At 48.4% G+C, this 17,970-nt stretch carries 15 protein-coding genes; 13 read left to right on the top strand and 2 right to left on the bottom strand.

Going from position 1 to position 17,970, the window contains the following annotated elements; genetic code table 11:
• Window positions 1–143: 143 nt before the first annotated feature.
• Window positions 144–1,652: a DUF438 domain-containing protein gene (locus TES5_RS11405; RefSeq protein WP_083546514.1), complete on the bottom strand. Its 1,509-nt coding sequence runs from the start codon at window positions 1,650–1,652 to the stop codon at window positions 144–146.
• Window positions 1,653–1,835: 183 nt separating this feature from the next.
• Between TES5_RS11405 and TES5_RS11400 the strand changes: the two genes are divergently transcribed.
• A complete protein-coding gene (locus TES5_RS11400; RefSeq protein ID WP_068562119.1) occupies window positions 1,836–2,966 on the top strand; it encodes a GerMN domain-containing protein in 1,131 nt (376 codons plus the stop codon).
• Window positions 2,967–3,294: 328 nt separating this feature from the next.
• Here TES5_RS11400 and treR read toward each other — a convergent pair whose 3' ends face one another.
• Window positions 3,295–4,011 carry a trehalose operon repressor gene (treR, locus tag TES5_RS11395; protein WP_068562118.1) on the bottom strand — a complete coding sequence of 239 codons (717 nt, stop codon included), beginning with the start codon at window positions 4,009–4,011 and terminating at the stop codon, window positions 3,295–3,297.
• 355 nt (window positions 4,012–4,366) lie between these two features.
• On the opposite strand from treR, the gene purE reads away from it, so the two are divergent.
• The 12 genes from purE to purD all read left to right on the top strand — a co-directional run bounded on the left by purE (window position 4,367) and on the right by purD (window position 17,955).
• Window positions 4,367–4,855 carry a 5-(carboxyamino)imidazole ribonucleotide mutase gene (purE, locus tag TES5_RS11390; protein WP_068562117.1) on the top strand — a complete coding sequence of 163 codons (489 nt, stop codon included), beginning with the start codon at window positions 4,367–4,369 and terminating at the stop codon, window positions 4,853–4,855.
• Window positions 4,839–5,981, top strand: coding sequence for a 5-(carboxyamino)imidazole ribonucleotide synthase (gene purK / locus TES5_RS11385; RefSeq protein WP_068562116.1), 1,143 nt, complete (start codon window positions 4,839–4,841; stop codon window positions 5,979–5,981). Before purE ends, purK begins: the two co-directional genes overlap by 17 nt.
• A gap of 1 nt (window position 5,982) precedes the next feature.
• A complete protein-coding gene (gene purB, locus TES5_RS11380; RefSeq protein WP_068562115.1) occupies window positions 5,983–7,281 on the top strand; it encodes an adenylosuccinate lyase in 1,299 nt (432 codons plus the stop codon).
• Window positions 7,282–7,473: 192 nt separating this feature from the next.
• Complete coding sequence (gene purC / locus TES5_RS11375; RefSeq protein ID WP_068562114.1) at window positions 7,474–8,184, top strand: phosphoribosylaminoimidazolesuccinocarboxamide synthase; 711 nt, start codon at window positions 7,474–7,476, stop codon at window positions 8,182–8,184.
• 66 nt (window positions 8,185–8,250) lie between these two features.
• On the top strand, window positions 8,251–8,502 hold the full coding sequence (gene purS, locus TES5_RS11370) for a phosphoribosylformylglycinamidine synthase subunit PurS (RefSeq protein ID WP_068562113.1): 252 nt from the start codon (window positions 8,251–8,253) through the stop codon (window positions 8,500–8,502).
• Window positions 8,502–9,182 carry a phosphoribosylformylglycinamidine synthase subunit PurQ gene (purQ, locus tag TES5_RS11365; RefSeq protein WP_068562112.1) on the top strand — a complete coding sequence of 227 codons (681 nt, stop codon included), beginning with the start codon at window positions 8,502–8,504 and terminating at the stop codon, window positions 9,180–9,182. Before purS ends, purQ begins: the two co-directional genes overlap by 1 nt.
• Window positions 9,182–11,410 (top strand): phosphoribosylformylglycinamidine synthase subunit PurL, encoded by a 2,229-nt coding sequence (purL, locus tag TES5_RS11360; RefSeq protein ID WP_068562111.1) that lies wholly within the window; start codon window positions 9,182–9,184, stop codon window positions 11,408–11,410. The genes purQ and purL overlap by 1 nt, the downstream gene beginning before the upstream one ends.
• Window positions 11,386–12,846: an amidophosphoribosyltransferase gene (gene purF, locus TES5_RS11355; RefSeq protein ID WP_068562110.1), complete on the top strand. Its 1,461-nt coding sequence runs from the start codon at window positions 11,386–11,388 to the stop codon at window positions 12,844–12,846. Before purL ends, purF begins: the two co-directional genes overlap by 25 nt.
• Entirely contained in the window at window positions 12,846–13,895 is a 1,050-nt protein-coding gene (gene purM, locus TES5_RS11350; RefSeq protein WP_068562109.1) for a phosphoribosylformylglycinamidine cyclo-ligase, read from the top strand. Before purF ends, purM begins: the two co-directional genes overlap by 1 nt.
• A complete protein-coding gene (purN, locus tag TES5_RS11345; RefSeq protein ID WP_068562108.1) occupies window positions 13,892–14,464 on the top strand; it encodes a phosphoribosylglycinamide formyltransferase in 573 nt (190 codons plus the stop codon). Before purM ends, purN begins: the two co-directional genes overlap by 4 nt.
• Before the next feature lie 374 nt (window positions 14,465–14,838).
• On the top strand, window positions 14,839–16,380 hold the full coding sequence (gene purH, locus TES5_RS11340; protein WP_068562107.1) for a bifunctional phosphoribosylaminoimidazolecarboxamide formyltransferase/IMP cyclohydrolase: 1,542 nt from the start codon (window positions 14,839–14,841) through the stop codon (window positions 16,378–16,380).
• Between the two features lie 300 nt (window positions 16,381–16,680).
• Entirely contained in the window at window positions 16,681–17,955 is a 1,275-nt protein-coding gene (gene purD / locus TES5_RS11335; protein WP_068562106.1) for a phosphoribosylamine--glycine ligase, read from the top strand.
• Window positions 17,956–17,970 lie beyond the last annotated feature (15 nt).

The following is a 17,970-nucleotide window of genomic DNA, read 5'->3' as shown; positions in this document are numbered from 1 at the left end:
ACCGGAGCAGAACGGTGAAAGGAGACGATGAAGGATGATTACACAGAAAGTTACCGGCTAACGCCAAAAATACCGGGCGGCCTCAAAATGGGGCCGCTCGGTATTTTTGTTGTTTGGCAATCGCTCCTGCACTTCACAGTGGTTCAGGACAGTGTCCGTTTTTCGCCGTCCAGATCGATGATCGGCTGGATGTCCTGCACATATTCAAGGGTTCCCATGTAGCTGCCGTCGTCATCCCTGACGGCGCGATAGGTTACCAGGATGAATTTGCCCATCGCGCGGAACCACATCGATTCGCTTTCTTTCGCGCCTGATTTCAAGTCAGCGAGCAGTTTTGTGACAATCGGCAAGCTCTTTGGTGGATGGCAATTCAGCACATCTCGGCCGATTGCACTGCTTGTGCGCTTGAAGAACTTTTCTTCGCCATTGTCGTTGTAGTAGCGCACGATATTATCGGCATCGACGAAAGTCAATTCCAAAGGGATATTATTCAGCATCTTTTCCAACTGGTGCGGAGTCAGATGTCCGGTTTGGAAATTTATGTATGAATTTTCTTCAGTTATAAATGTTTCATGTGAAACATTTTCTGGGAGGGTCCGTTCCGGCACCCATTTTGCTTCCGGTTTTACGATGCAGTAGCCGATTTCATCAGACTCCTGGGCGATCTGTAGCCAATGGTCCTCGTTGAAGATGTCGATAATCATCGGCAAGAGGATATCTTCCTCTTTTGTGATCATTTCCGTCATTTCGTATTTCAGGTCGGAGAATGCTTTCGGGATCGCATCGAAGTCCTCGTTCTGCAACAGTGTTCGGAATTCCTTGAACATGCTGCGAATCTCATCATCGACACCCCACATGACTTTCGGCGGGGCTGTGATGCCTTTGTTCTCCATAATCGGGAAGATGGCGTATTCTTTGCGGGCATAGTGCTTATCGAATTCGCCGAGCAAATTCAATTGGTTTTGGATACCTTTTTTGATTTCCGGCTCTTTTGTTTCAAGATAGACAGCCAGTAATTTGCTGATTTTTTCCAGCGTATTTTCGATGGCTAAGTTTTCGAGTTTCATAACTTGGATTGGATGGCCGGCATGCTGCTGTTCTGCTGAAGTGGTGTAGACCGCTTCGATGGATCCGCCGAAGAGCGAGGCGTGCACGTTGCAAAGGCGCTGGATGTCTTCGGCGTCAATCCCTTTGCCCATCAGGCCTTGCTCCATGACGGAAATTTCGTAGGCACTGACGCCCGTGAAATGTTTCTTGAAGTCGGCTTGCACCGCATCCCAGTCCTCCCCTCTATGCAAACGCAGGATGAGGCTCTGCAGAATGTCCTGGCGCTCCTGGAATTCCGTTGAACCCATGCGGGCAATTCCACCGGTTGGAGCAGAGGGCTCTACCGATTCGCTTGGGGCAACCGTTACGGCTGATGTTGCCAATTCCTTCACGCTGAATCCGTTTTCCGCCAGCGTTTCAACGAATAGCTCCTCCGGCACATCATTGCGCTTGAGGGCTTTCCCTATAGTCATGATGCGGCCGGCGGTGTTCAGCATTTTGTCGCTGCGCAATGGTTCGAAGCCCAGGCTGATGATGAGCTCCCTGATTTCAGGGTACTGCTTTACCAGATTGTAGACGGTATCGTTCAAACTGATTTCCTTCATATTTTTTCCACCTCTATTTAAAATTTGTGAAATGTTTCTTTTAGTTTCATGCTGACTTCATTATACTTGAAAGGAGCTGCTCAGTGCCACAGCATTCGTGCACGGCAGCAATAGTTAGGGTAATGCCTTAGAAAGCGGTTGTGATATAATGAAGACAACTAAGGCAGAAGGTGGGAAAAAAATATGAGAAAGAAAGTTCCGAATCTGATGGTAGCGTTAGTGGTGCCCTTATTAGCTTCTTGCAGTCTCTTTGGAGGATCCGATTCCTCATCCGATTCTTCGGCTGTCAGCAGTGTATCTTCTTCCGTGTCCAGTTCAACAGACAGCGGCTCGGCTTCCTCGTCCTCTTCCGAAAATGTAGAAGCAGTGACAATCGAAGCTTATTATCCGTTCAGCGCATCCGTATTCACTAAATATTTGGGCGAGGGGAATGAGTATGCTTCCTTCACGGTCTATCCGCAATACATCGAGGGTAACCGGATGCAAATCACTTCCAACAACGGTGGCACGCAGGTTGTGACGGTATTGGAACTGGCTGACGGGGAACTCAGAGAAGTATTCACGCGTCCGGAAACCTACTTCAGGGAAAATATGCTTGAAAAAACAGCAAGCGGCGATGCGGCAAACCAGTTGGATATTCTGTTGAAGGAGCCTTTGGAAGTCGGGAACAGTTGGATGAATGCGAGCGGAGTCCCTTCCGAAATCACGAATCTGACGGCACAGATCGAAACACCAATGGGTAATTTTGAAGCGCTTGAAGTGACGACAACTTATGAAGCTTCGACTACCAAGGATTACTATGTGAAAGATATGGGTTTGGTGAAACGGGTGACGGACCTTGGGGATGACATGGTTGTCTCTTCCAGTCTGGAAGCCCGCAACGAGGACGTTCCGGAAACGCAACAGTTGCGCGTTTTTTATCCGGACAGCGAGCTGATGGGATTGAATGCAACAAGCATCGCTTTATCTTATACGACCAATGATATTACCCGCACCATTCTGGCGGAAACGCTGAAGAATGTTCCGGATGCTCCGGGGGGAAGTCTGATTGGGCCGAATGTCTCCATCAACAGCTTGTCCTTGAGTGACGATGGGCGTGTCTATGTGGACTTCTCGCAGGAATTTGTTTCTGAAATGAATGCCGGAACATCAGCGGAATCGTTGATTTTGCAGGGAGTCGTCAATACGATCGGGGAATATTACGGAGTCCAGGAAGTCTACCTTACGGTGGCCGGAAACCCGTACGAATCAGGGCATATCCTGATGGCTGAAGGTGCCTATTTTACTGTTGATTATACGAAAGTCAATGAATGATCAGTCCCTGCACAACCAAAAAAGATGAGGCCATGCCGGCTTCATCTTTTTTCTAATTTGTAGCATGTTATTAACTAAAAAGCGCATCACCATGGGTGTTTTATAGGTTTGCACAACGTTTTATGCATCTAAAATGATGGCTAGCGGTCCAAGCCTGCCTCTCGGAAATTAGATAAATCTGACCCATTGCGCTCTACGATGCTCATTTGCATGGGAGTCTTAGGGATTCATCCCTTAGACTCCCAGTACAAGGTGACCGCAGGGAACGTTGCGAGGCCAGATTTCCTAAATTTCTTTCGAGGCAAAGTGGGCTTGTCCCGCTTTTCTTTTATAGGCTGTGTTTTCTGCGGGCGAATTCGACGAAGCGGAAGCGATCCAAACGATGGCGAGACTCGGTGTACTGGAAAAGACGCGTATCCTCCAGATAGACTTCGCTCTTTACGACAACAATATGCGTGTCATCTTTTAAATTCATCAGTTTGTGATCTTCCCGTGTCGCAGGCTCCACAACGAATTCCTTTTTGGCATAAGCGATATTCAGACCAAGTTCATTCTCCAAATACGCATAAATGGAATTTTCAGCAGCTTCGGAAGGGATTTGTTCGACGATATCATGGAAGAGATAGTCTTTGTCCATGATGACAACTTCCCCGGCAATCTTGCGAAGCCGGACAAGGGAAATTACTTCGCGGCCTGGATCTATCTTCAGATTTTCTGCAAGGAACTCCGGAAGCGTCTCTAGTTTATTTTTGATGACGATTGTTTCATTTGGGATTTGTTGTGAGTCTTGAAGCTCTTTAAAACTGGTAAGCCCGGAAACAGGGAAATTGAAGCGTCTGATGTCAAGTACAATGGAACCTTTACCTTGTTTCTTTTGGATATAGCCACCTTCCAGCAACAGGGCCAAAGCCTTTCTGATTGTTTCCCGCGAAACATGATAGTGGTCCGAAAGTGTTTTTTCGCTGGGCAACAGAGATCCTGTTTCGAATTCAGCATGTTCGATTTTTTTTCTCAAATCCATATAGATATCAAAGAATTTATTCATAATCATCACTCCTTCTGTAAGTGGATGGGTTTATTGGAAATAAAATAAATAAGTTGAAATAATCGTGTTTAATAATATTATTCCCGTTTATTCTATATTATAACCACGGAAATAAAAAGAGAATCAGCATTATTTTAATTTGTAAGGGTTTGCATATCGTTATTTTATCATATTGTTGCTATTTATGGTGAAAAATTTTCACTTTTTTAATGTGAAATGAGGTCATTATTTCTTCTCTTTTGAAAAAAAATAGATTATTTCCGAACGAACAGGTATGAATTATCCAAAATTGTTTGGAATAATTGCAGGTGATGTGCTATATTAAAAATGAAAAATCGATAATGGGGGAAAATGGATGAATACGGTTGTTTCTGTAGTAATGGGTAGTACTTCTGATTGGGAAACTATGAAAGAAGCTTGCATAATACTGGATGAATTCGGTATTGCTTATGAAAAGAAAGTCGTTTCGGCACACCGGACGCCTGATCTGATGTTCACTTTTGCTGAGCAAGCACGGGCTGCGGGAACGAAAGTCATCATTGCCGGTGCGGGTGGCGCAGCGCACCTTCCGGGCATGATTGCCGCGAAAACGACGCTTCCGGTCATCGGTGTTCCGGTCCAATCGCGCGCTTTGAGCGGAATGGATTCTTTGTTGTCCATCGTCCAGATGCCCGGCGGCGTTCCGGTTGCGACGGTAGCAATCGGTAAAGCAGGGGCAATCAATGCCGGTCTGCTGGCCGTGCAGATCCTTTCGATCGAAAATCAGGATTTGGCCGATCGATTGGAAAAGAGACGGGAAGATTTAAAACAAAAAGTATTGGAAAGTAGTGAAGAACTTGTATAAAATACTGAAACCGAACGACGTAATCGGTATCATCGGCGGGGGACAATTAGGACGTATGCTGGCACAGTCTGCGAAGCGGATGGGATTCACTGTCGGAATTTTGGATCCGGGAGAAAATTGCCCGGCAGCCCAAGTTGCGGATTGGCACATCCAGGCGGCATACGCTGATGCAGTGGCATTACGTCAATTGGCCGAAAAATCCGATGTCGTGACATTCGAATTTGAGAACATCGATGCAGTAGCGCTGCAGGAAGTGGAAACACTGTCCAGCATTCCGCAAGGCAGCGGAATTTTGACGATCACGCAGGACCGCATCAAGGAGAAGGAATTCCTTCAATCCGCCGGTGTATCGATTGCGCAATTCGCGGTAGTGGAAAATGCGGAACAATTGGATGCGGCCATCGCTAAAATCGGTTATCCGAGTGTTTTAAAAACGACCCGTTTCGGGTATGATGGTAAGGGACAGGTTGTCCTGAAATCGGAAGCGGACAAAGCGGAAGCCATGAAACTGGCAGCGGACAGCATCTGCGTTTTGGAGGCTTGGGTTCCGTTCACGAAAGAACTTTCGGTCATGATCGTACGCAATCAAAAAGGTGAAGCTACGGTATTCCCGGTTTCCGAAAATATCCACATCAATAATATTCTGCACGAATCGATCGTACCGGCCCGCGTCACGCCAGGTGTAGCCGAAAAGGCCAATAAGGCGGCTCATCAAATCGCCGATGCGCTGCAGTTGGTAGGTACGCTGGGCATCGAAATGTTCCTGGCTGCGGATGATACGATCTTCATCAATGAGTTGGCGCCGCGTCCGCATAATTCTGGCCATTACACAATCGAGGCAATGAACGTTTCTCAATTTGATGCCCATATCCAAGCAGTCGCCGGATTGCCAATGCCGACAGCGCGCCAATTGTCGCCTGCCATCATGGTAAATATCTTGGGACAGCATATGGAAGGCACAATCGCGCTGCGGGAAGAAAAAGCGGATTGGTCATTCCATTACTACGGCAAAGCGGAATCGCGCACAGACAGAAAAATGGGCCATATCACCATTTTGACGGATGATCAAGAAGCAACCTTAACAGAAATAGACAATACCCGAATCTGGAACGGAGGAACAATTTAAAATGCTTACACGTTATACACGCCCTGAGATGGCCGAGATTTGGTCCGAATACAATCGTTACAAATGCTGGCTGGAGGTCGAAATCCTGGCTGATGAAGCTTGGGCTGCCCTAGGTGAAATCCCTGCGGAAGACGTGGCTAAAATCCGCGCGAATGCAACTTTTGACATCGACCGTATCCTTGAAATCGAAAAAGAGACCAGACATGATGTAGTGGCGTTCACACGCGCCGTTTCCGAATCTTTGGGAGAAGAAAGAAAATGGGTCCACTATGGCCTTACGAGTACCGATGTGGTCGATACTGCCTACGGTTACCAATTAAAGCAAGCTAATGATATCCTGCGCAAGGATCTGCAGAATATGCTGGAAATCATCGGCAACAAGGCAAAAGAACACAAAAAGACTGTCTGCATGGGTCGTACGCATGGTGTACATGCAGAACCTACGACATTCGGCTTGAAACTGGCTACGATGTATTCAGAAATGAAACGCAACATCGAGCGTTTTGAACACGCAGCAAAAGGCGTTGAAGCCGGAAAAATAAGCGGTGCAGTAGGCACTTTCGCAAACATCCCGCCATTCGTGGAGGAGTACGTCTGTGAAAAATTAGGTATAAGACCGCAAGAAATTTCGACGCAGGTTCTTCCGCGCGATCTGCATGCCGAATATATGGCAACGATCGCTTTGATCGCGACAAGCATCGAGCGTTTCGCAACTGAAATCCGCGGACTGCAGAAATCGGAAACCCGCGAAGTGGAAGAATTCTTCGCGAAAGGCCAAAAAGGTTCTTCCGCTATGCCGCACAAGCGCAACCCGATCGGTTCCGAAAATATGGTTGGCCTTGCCCGCGTCATCCGCGGTTACATGGTAACTGCTTACGAGAATGTAGGCTTATGGCATGAACGCGACATTTCCCACTCTTCAGCGGAACGGATCATCCTTCCGGACGCAACGACATTGTTGAACTATCAGTTGAATCGTTTTGGGAACATCATCAAGAACTTGACTGTGTTCCCTGAGAATATGCTCCGCAACATGAATGCCACGTTCGGATTGATCTATAGCCAACGCGTTCTGTTGAAATTGATCGACAAAGGTATGAGCCGTGAAGAAGCTTATGACTTGGTACAGCCGAAGACTGCCCTTTCATGGGATAATCAGACCGATTTCCGTCCATTGGTGGAAGCGGACGAAGCGATCATGGCAAAATTAACGAAAGAAGACATCGAAGATGCCTTCAACTATAACTATCACTTGAGTCACGTCGACGAAGTATTCGCAAGACTTGGTTTAGGAGACTAATGGAAAGGCTGGGACTACGGTTCCGGCCTTTTTCTGTTCACCGGATGACTGAAAGGCACTGAGGAAAAACCGGGAATTATTTCAATTTTCATGAAAATGCCATTGACAAGTAGAGGGCAGATGATACAATATAAACGAATGAATAAGGCGTTTTTATAAATTAATGTTCGGTTTTGGAAAGGGACGGGGAAGATGGAAAGAAAAGAATTGCTTTATACTGGGAAAGCTAAAAAGATGTATGCTACAGATCAGGAGAATGTTCTTTGGGCCGAGTACCTAAATCAAGCTACGGCATTAAACGGCATAAAGAAGGATACTATCGAGGGGAAAGGCAGACTCAATAACCAGATCACCGGCCGCATCTTCGAGTATCTGGCTGAAAAGGGTATCGCGAGCCATTACATCCAAGAACTATCAGAAACCGAACAATCAGTGAAAAGAGTCAATATGTTCCCATTGGAAGTGGTTGTCCGCAATGTAGCCGCTGGAAGCTTCGCGAAACGTTTCGGCATGGAGGAAGGCATCGACTTGCCGTTCCCTGTTTTGGAATTCTACTACAAAGACGACGCGCTCAATGATCCTTTCATCAATGATGCCCACGTACAAGTTCTCGGAGCAGCGACTGAAGAAGAAGTTGCCGAAATCAAGCAGCAAGCGCTGAAGATCAATGCAGCCTTGATCGAGATGTTCAAGGCAATCGGCATCCGCCTGATCGATTTCAAAATCGAATTCGGCAAGACAGCTGAGGGAGAAATCATCCTGGCTGATGAAATTTCACCGGATACATGCCGCCTTTGGGATCTCGAAACGAATGAACATTTGGACAAAGACATCTACCGCCGTGACTTGGGAGATCTGATTCCGGTCTACGTGGAAGTGCTGGACCGCCTGAACAAAATGTAAGCCAACCGGAACAAAACCAACTAAAAAAAAACAAAAAATAAAAAAACAAAAGCGAGGAATTTGGACATGTATAAAGTAACCGTGTATGTAACGTATAAAGACTCAGTATTGGATCCGCAAGGGGAAGCCGTGAAGGGTGCCGTCCACCGTATGGGTTACCCGACGATCGAAGATATCCGCATCGGGAAATATTTCGAAATCCAAGTTTCCAAAGATGAAGAGAACGTTGAACAAGTCATCGAAGAGATCTGCGACAAATTGCTGGCGAACGTGGTCATGGAAACTTACCGTTATGAAATCCAGGAGGTTGAAGCTTAATGAAATTCGCTGTCATCGTTTTTCCTGGCTCGAACTGTGATTTAGATATGTATGCAGCCATCAAAGATATTCTTGGAGAAGATGCAGAGTATGTGCAACATTATGAAACAAGCCTTGAAGGTTTCGATGCTGTCCTATTGCCCGGCGGATTCACTTATGGCGACTACTTGCGTACTGGTGCGATTGCCCGCTTTGCGAACATCATGAGCGAAGTCGTCCGTTTCGCTGAAGAAGGCAAGCCTGTATTCGGCACTTGCAACGGATTCCAGATTTTGGCTGAAGCCGGCTTATTGCCTGGTGCTTTGCGCCGCAATGATACTTTGAAGTTCGTCTGCAAACCGCAGGATCTCAAAGTCGTGAATGCCGATACGCAATTCACTTCCCTCTATAAAGAAGACGAAATCATCTCTGTTCCGATCGCGCACGGTGAAGGAAACTACTTCTGCGATGAAGAGACTTTGGCTGACCTGAAAGCCAACAACCAAATCGTATTCACTTATGCCAACGGTAACCCGAATGGAAGCATCGAAGACATCGCTGGCATCATCAACAAAAAAGGCAACGTCCTCGGCATGATGCCTCACCCGGAGCGTGCTGTCGAAGCTTTGCTGGGATCGGCTGACGGTCTGCGCTTGTTCCAATCCATGGTTGAAAATTATAAGAAGGAGCTGAACAAATAATGGCATTTTTAGAACCAACGCCAGAACAAGTAAAAGAATCCAAAATTTATCGTGAATGGGGTCTGACAGACGAAGAGTACGGTACAATCTGCGATAAAATTTTGCATCGTTTGCCGAATTATACTGAAACTGGCCTGTTTGCCGTTATGTGGAGCGAACACTGTTCTTATAAAAATTCAAAACCAGTCCTGAGAAAATTCCCTACTACCGGCCCGCAAGTGTTGCAAGGACCTGGCGAAGGCGCTGGTATCGTGGATATCGGCGACGGCCAAGCTGTCGTTTTCAAAGCGGAAAGCCACAACCACCCATCAGCTGTCGAGCCTTATGAAGGTGCAGCTACCGGTGTCGGCGGAATCATCCGTGACATCTTCAGCATGGGCGCACGCCCGATTGCGATCCTGGACTCTTTGCGTTTCGGCGAATTGGACAATGAGCGTACGAAACACATCTTCGAAGAAGTCGTTGCCGGTATCAGCGGTTACGGCAACTGTATCGGTATTCCGACTGTCGGCGGGGAAACGGTCTTCGACCCTTGCTACAAAGGCAATCCGTTAGTCAACGCAATGTGCGTCGGCTTGATCGATCAAAAAGATATGCAAAAAGGCCAAGCTGCCGGAGTCGGCAACTCGATCATGTACGTGGGTGCAAAAACCGGCCGCGATGGCATCCATGGCGCTACTTTCGCTTCCGAAGAATTCAAGGAAGAGGAAGAAGCGCAGCGTTCAGCTGTCCAAGTGGGCGATCCGTTCATGGAAAAATTACTGATGGAAGCTTGTTTGGAATGCATTTATGACTACTCCGACGCTTTGATCGGTATCCAGGATATGGGTGCTGCCGGTTTGGTCTCTTCCAGCTCGGAAATGGCTTCAAAAGCAGGCAGCGGCTTGTTGTTGAACCTTGATGACGTTCCGCAGCGCGAAACAGAAATGACACCTTACGAAATGATGCTTTCCGAGTCACAGGAGCGTATGCTTTTGTGCATCAAGAAGGGCGAAGAGCAACGCATTGTCGACCTGTTCAAAAAATATGAATTGGATGCAGTCGTAATCGGTGAAGTTACCGATGATGGCATGTACCGTCTATCCCATGCAGGCAAAGTGGTGGCTGAACTTCCGGTTGACGCTTTGGCTGAAGATGCACCGGTCTACTACAAACCGACTGCAGTGCCTGCCCGCATCGCTGCATTCGCAGCTATGGAAGACTACAAACCTGTCTTCACATCGGCGCAGGACACCTTAGTGGCTTTATTGCAACAAGCGACTTTAGCTTCCAAGAAGAGCGTCTATGATACATATGATTCCATGGTCCGCACCAGCACGGTCGTAGGCCCAGGAAGCGATGCTGCAGTTGTCCGCGTCCGCGACACCAAAAAAGCGATCGCAATGACAACGGACTGCAACGGCCGTTACCTGTATTTGAACCCGGAAATCGGCGGACAGATTGCTGTCGCTGAAGCTGCCCGCAATATCGTTGCCAGCGGAGGGAAACCATTGGCGATCACAGACTGCTTGAACTACGGAAACCCTGATAAACCAGAAATTTTCTGGGAATTAAGCACTTCCGCGGACGGCATCTCTGAAGCTTGCCGCCAATTGGATACGCCTGTCATCTCAGGGAACGTTTCCCTTTACAACGAAACAGACGGTGTGGCCGTTTATCCGACACCGATGATCGGTATGGTCGGCTTGATCGAGGATCTTGCACACATCACAACGCAAGCCTTCAAAGCTGCAGGCGACCATATCATTCTGATCGGCGAAACCAAAGCTGATTTCAACGGTTCCGAACTGCAAAAAATGGAATTGGGCAAAATCGAAGGCAAATTGATGGACTTTGACTTGGCTGTCGAAAAAGAGAACCAAGCGAATGTGCTGAAAGCAATCAAAGCGGGTCTGATCGCAAGCGCGCATGACCTATCAGAAGGCGGCTTGGCTGTCGGCTTGATGGAGAGCGTCTTTGACACCGGTCTAGGCTTCGATGTGACGGTTGCTATGGATAAAACATTGCTGTTCAGCGAAACGCAATCACGCTTCATCCTGACCGTAAAACCTGAAAATGTTGCCGCTGTGGAAGCGATCTTCGGATCAGCTGCTGCGCAAATCGGAACCGTGACTGCTGCCGCTGTCGCAAAAATCGCTGCCGCGAACGAAACAATCACTTTGGATATTAAAGAAGTACAAACGAAATGGGAGGAGGCTATTCCATGCTTGCTGAAACAAAAAGCTTAAACGAAGAATGTGGCGTATTCGGCATTTGGGGAGACGACAATGCCAGCCAGTTGACTTACTTCGGTTTGCACAGCTTGCAGCACCGTGGACAAGAGGGTGCAGGGATAGTTTCATGTGATGAAGGAAAACTGTTGGTTCACCGTAATCTTGGTCTGATCAGCGAAGTGTTCAAGGACGAAGCGGATCTGCAAAGATTGACAGGGAACCGTGCCATCGGGCATGTGCGTTACTCGACTTCCGGACAGAACAGCATCGAGAATGTGCAGCCGTTTTTGTACCATTTCTATGATATGGACATCGCCATTTGCCACAACGGCAACTTGGTGAATGCCAAATCATTGCGACGCAATCTTGAGGAAAACGGCGCCATCTTCCATTCGACTTCGGATACGGAAGTTCTGATGCATCTGATCAGACGCAGCCAGAAAGACAGCCTGATCGAAAAGATCAAAGAGAGCCTGAATCAGGTTAAAGGCGGCTTCACTTATATCCTTTTGACCGAAGAGAAAATGTTCGGTGCCGTCGATCCGAATTCATTCCGTCCGCTTGTCATCGGCCAATTGCCGAATGGCGCGTATGTGATGGCCAGCGAAACGTGTGCCATCGATACGATCGGCGCGGATTTTGTCCGCAACGTCAACGCCGGCGAACTGGCGATCATTGACGACAACGGCTTGACAATCGAAAAATATACCGACGATACAACCATCTCCATCGCTGCGATGGAGTATATCTACTTCGCGCGTCCGGATTCCAATATTGCCGGCGTGAATGTGCATACTGCACGCAAGCGGATGGGAACGCGTTTGGCCATCGAAGCACCTGCAGTGACAGCCGATATCGTTATCGGTGTGCCCAACTCTTCCTTGTCCGCAGCGAGCGGATTTGCGGAAGAAAGCGGAACGCCTTACGAAATGGGCTTGATCAAGAACCAATATGTCGGACGTACGTTCATCCAACCGACGCAGGAACTGCGCGAATTGGGCGTAAAAATGAAGTTGTCCGCCGTAAAAGGGGTTGTCCAAGGCAAGAGCGTCGTCATGGTGGATGATTCCATCGTGCGCGGGACGACCAGCAAACGCATCGTGACGTTATTGAAAGAAGCGGGAGCCAAAGAAGTGCATGTCCGCATCTCTTCCCCACCTTTGATCTACCCGAGTTTTTACGGCATCGACATCAGCAAGTCAGCTGAACTGATCGCTGCTAAAATGACCGTTGATGAAATTTGTGCATACATCGGTGCGGACAGCTTGGCTTTCCTTAGCCAAGAGGGTCTGATCGATTCAATCGGTTTGAAATTTGATATGCCGTATTCAGGCTTATGCATGGACAGCTTCAACGGGGACTATCCTACTGGGCTATACGACTATGAAGCGGATTACGTGAACAATATGACAGCTATTCAAAAAGAGAATCTAAAGGGAGGGCAAGCTTGATGGAAAACGCATATGCAAAAGCGGGTGTGGATGTCACAGCCGGTTATGAAACAGTCAGCCGCATCAAGAAACACATCGACCGCACAAAACGTCCAGGCGTTTTTGGCGAAGTCGGCGGATTCGGCGGAAACTTTGACCTTTCTGAATTGAATTATAAAAAACCTGTACTTGTATCGGGTACGGACGGTGTCGGCACGAAGCTGATGCTGGCCATCGAAGCCGGAAAATTCGATACGATCGGGATCGATTGTGTCGCAATGTGCGTCAACGATGTCGTAGCGCAAGGCGCAGAACCTCTTTATTTCTTGGATTATGTAGCTGTCGGCAAAAACCGTCCGGAAAAATTGGAACAGATCGTTGCTGGCGTAGCTGAAGGCTGCGTCCAGGCCGGAGCTGCCCTGATCGGCGGAGAAACAGCTGAAATGCCCGATATGTACGATCCGGAAGATTTCGATCTGGCCGGATTTACGGTAGGCATTGCGGAAAAAGATGCTTTGTTGACACCTGCCTTGATCAAAGAAGGCGATGTGCTGGTTGGTTTGCCTTCATCAGGCATCCATTCGAACGGCTACTCCTTGGTGCGCAAAATCTTCTTCAAGGACAATGACTACAAATTGGCCGACAAGGTTGAAGGCATCGAAGACCAAGAATTGGGCGACGTTTTATTGACGCCTACAAGAATCTACGTGAATGCCCTGTTGCCGTTGATCAAAAAACAACTGCTGCATGGTGTTGCCCATATCACAGGCGGCGGCTTCGTCGAAAACGTACCGCGCATGCTTCCTGAGAGCGTCCAAGCGGAAATCAAATTAGGCAGCTGGCCTGTCTTGCCGATCTTCCAAGTGATGGAAAAAATCGGCAAGATTCCGGCTCTTGAAATGTACGAAATCTTCAACATGGGCATCGGTATGGTGCTGGCGGTCTCTCCTGAAAACTTGACGGAAGTGCTCGGCGTTCTAACCGAGAACGATGAAAAAGCCTACGTGATCGGATCCGTGGCTGCAAAAACATCAGAAAAAGAGGTTATCCTGAAAGAGGCTCAAGCATGAGGATAGCTGTCTTTGCTTCAGGAAACGGCTCGAATTTTCAAGCCATCGCCGAAGCCATCGCGTCAGGCGAAGTGGATGCGACGATCGCTTTCCTGTTCTGCGACAAGCCGAAAGCATATGCGATCGAGCGCGCCAAACAACACAATATCCCGGTGATTTCCTTTACGCCGAAAGGCTTCGCGGATCGGGTCGCCTACGAAAATGAAATTTTGAAGCATCTGGCTGAAGAAAATGTCGACTTGGTTGTCTTGGCCGGCTATATGCGGATTGTCGGACCGACTTTGCTATCGGCCTACGCCGACCGCATCGTCAATATCCACCCGTCCTTGCTGCCGGATTTCCCGGGTCGGCATGGCATCCAGGATGCCTTCGAAGCAGGCGTTCCGGAGACCGGCGTCACCGTCCATTTCGTCGATGAGGGGGTCGATACCGGCCCGATCATCGCCCAAGAAAAAGTGGCGATCCTTCCGGAGGATACGCTGGAGACTTTGGAGACCCGTATCCATCAAGTGGAGCACCGGATTTTCCCACAAGTGATCCAACAACTGGCACAAAAGAATAAAGGCTAAGAAAAGCTGAACGGGTTCGTTCAGCCCTGAAAGAAATTTAGGAAATCTGTCCACGCAACGTTCCCTACGGTCACCTTGTACTGGGGCTCTAAGGGATGAATCCCTAAGAGTCCCATGCAACTGAGCATCGTAGAGCGCAATAGGTACGATTTATCTAATTTCCGAAGGGCTAACCCGTGAAGCTAGCCATCATTATTAGGTGCATGAAACATTTTGCAAATGTGTGGAACACCTACGGTGATGCGCTTTTATGTTGAAAACAATTTTATAAATTCCTATAGCCTAACAAAATGGATGAGGACTCCGCGCTTGCGGAAGTCCTTCCTTTTGTTAAAACCGCATGAATCCATCATAAATTTAAGGAGTGACACACAGTGACAAGAGCATTGATCAGTGTTTCAGATAAAACAGGCGTAGTAGCGTTTGCGCAGGCATTAGCAGCAAAAGGAATCGAAATCATCTCAACTGGCGGAACGAAGAAGGCTTTGGAAGAGGCAGGCGTGCCGACTATTTCCGTAGAGGATGTAACCGGCTTTCCTGAAATGATGGACGGCCGCGTAAAAACGTTGCACCCACTGATCCATGGCGGACTTTTGGGCAGACGTGATCTTGCGGACCATATGCAAGCCATGAAAGAGCACAATATTGCACCGATCGATTTCGTTGTCGTCAACCTGTACCCATTCAAAGAAACCATCAGCAAAAACGATGTGACTTTGGCTGATGCCATCGAAAACATCGACATCGGCGGCCCAAGCATGCTCCGCAGCGCGGCTAAGAACTACGCGAGCGTAACTGTTTTGACCGATCCGATCGACTATGAAAAAGTCCTTGCCGAATTGGAAGCTGCCGGCGAAACGACTTTCGAAACACGCCAAGCTTTGGCTGCAAAAGTGTTCCGTCATACAGCCAGCTACGATGCTTTGATCGCCCAATACTTGACCAATGTGGTCGGCGAAACCGAACCTGAAAAATTGACAGTGACTTATGATCTGAAACAAAGCCTGCGTTACGGAGAAAACAGCCACCAAACAGCGACTTTCTACCAAGAACCATTGGCTGTACCGTTCTCGATCGCGAGCGCGGTCCAATTGCACGGAAAAGAATTGTCCTACAACAACATCAAAGATGCTGATGCAGCTATCCGTATCGCACGCGAATTCGACGAGCCCGCTGTAGTTGCCGTCAAGCATATGAATCCATGCGGCGTCGGTATCGCAGACGACATCGATGCAGCCTTCGATCGTTGCTATGCAGCTGATCCTGTCTCCATCTTCGGCGGCATCGTGGTTGCGAACCGTCCTTTGGATGTGGCGACTGCCGAAAAACTGAACAGCATGTTCCTGGAAATCGTTTTAGCGCCAAGCTATACGGAAGCGGCTTTAGCTATTTTGTCCAAGAAGAAAAACGTCCGCATCATGACTTTGGATTTCTCGGCTGCAAAAGCAGGCGGAAAAGAATTTGTCTCCGTATTGGGCGGGATGTTGGAACAGACGCAAGACATCAACACAGAAGACGTCCCTGCTAACTGGGAGGTCATGACCGAACGTCAACCGACTGAAGACGAAATGAAAGCAATGGATTTCGCTTGGAAAGTTGTGAAACACGTGAAGAGCAATGCCATCGTATTGGCAAACAGCAAACAGACAGTCGGCATCGGCGCAGGCCAGATGAACCGTGTCGGATCCGTAAAAATCGCAATCGAGCAAGCCGAAGCGGCCAACGCTATCGAAGGCGCTGTATTGGCGAGTGATGCCTTCTTCCCGATGAACGACAGCGTAGAGTATGCTGCCAAACACGGCATCAAAGCAATCGTTCAACCAGGCGGCAGTATCAAGGACCAAGATTCGATCGAAATGGCAAACAAATACGGCATCACGATGCTGAAAACAAGCGTAAGACACTTCAGACACTAAAAACAATAGATGGAAGCACTGTGGTCGCAAGCGACCAAGTGTATCATGTCTCTAAGCGATTAACATCGCAAGAGCCATGACAAAATCCGTTTAGACCCTGAGCACTAAGAGGACAAACGCAAAGCGGACGCTTTTTGTCCGTGTGCAGTTGACAGCTTAGGCACTCAAACGTCACAGTGCGACGTTTGAGGTCTTTAGCATTTTGAGTATCGAGGCTATTGACGCACTTTTTGCTAAGGATTCAGAACTCGATTAATAGGCAATATCAAGCTTCATATAAAAGGTTGGAGGATCTCAAAGATGAAACTTCTTGTAATCGGCAGTGGCGGACGCGAGCATGCCATCGCTAAAAAATTAATGCAAAGCCCGTTGGTGGAGACTGTTTACTGCGCCAAAGGCAACCCAGGGATGGCCCAGGACGGCATCACGTTAGTAGACATTGCGGAAAACGACCACCAAGGATTGATCCAATTCGTCAAAGACAACAACATCGCTTGGACTTTCGTCGGACCGGAAATCCCTTTGTTTGAAGGGGTTACGGATGCATTTGAAGCGGCTGGCCTGAAAGTCTTCGGACCCAGCAAAAAAGCGGCCGACTTGGAATGCTCCAAGCAATTCGCAAAAGACCTGATGAAAAAATACGGCATCCCGACTGCAGCCTATGAGACATTCGAAGACTATGAGGCAGCTGTTGCTTATGTGGAAGCCAATGGTGTTCCGATCGTCATCAAGGCGGACGGTCTGGCGGCCGGCAAAGGCGTCGTTGTCGCGATGACGATGACGGAGGCTCTGGATGCACTGAACGACATGCTCCTGCAAGGCAAATATGCAGCCGGCAAACCGAAAGTCGTCATCGAAGAGTACCTTGAAGGGGAAGAATTCTCGTTGTTCGCGCTGGCGAATGGTGCGAAGTATTACTATTCAGGCGTCGCACAGGACCACAAGCGGGCTTACGACGGCGACAAAGGACCGAATACGGGCGGCATGGGCGCTTATTCGCCTGTACCGCAAGTATCCGAAGCTATGATTCAAGAAGTGCTGGATACGGTCGTAAAACCGACTGTAGAGGCGATGGTTGCTGAAGGCATCCCATTCAAGGGAGTTGTCTATGCCGGCTTGATGATCACCGCCAAAGGGCTGCGCGTCATCGAATTCAATGCCCGTTTCGGCGATCCGGAAACACAGGTCATCATGAATCAGATGGCATCTGATTTGGCGCAAGTCATCGATGACATCCTGAACGGAAAAGATCCGGTCATCGAAATGTACACCGATCGTTACACTTTGGGTGTCGTTGTTGCCGCTGAAGGCTATCCGGAAGCGCCGATGAAAGATATCCCATTGCCTGATCTGGATAAGGAAAATGCGGATTGCATCGTCTATGCAGCAGGCGTGAAGGCTGGCGAACAAGGACTATTGTCAAACGGCGGTCGTATCCTGTTGATCGCTGGCCAAGGCGAAACGCTCCAAGCCGCGCAAGACAAAGCTTACCGTTACTTGAGTGCAAATCCGATCGCGCATACGTTCTATCGTTCCGATATCGGAGCAAAAGCGATCCGTTTTACCGAAAAATAGCAAGTGAGAGGGAGG

Origin of the sequence: Trichococcus sp. ES5, assembly GCF_900067165.1 — a bacterium.
Lineage (GTDB): Bacteria > Bacillota > Bacilli > Lactobacillales > Aerococcaceae > Trichococcus > Trichococcus flocculiformis.
The sequence above is the reverse complement of the archived record's forward strand: the minus strand, read 5'-3'. Positions and strand labels throughout refer to the sequence as shown.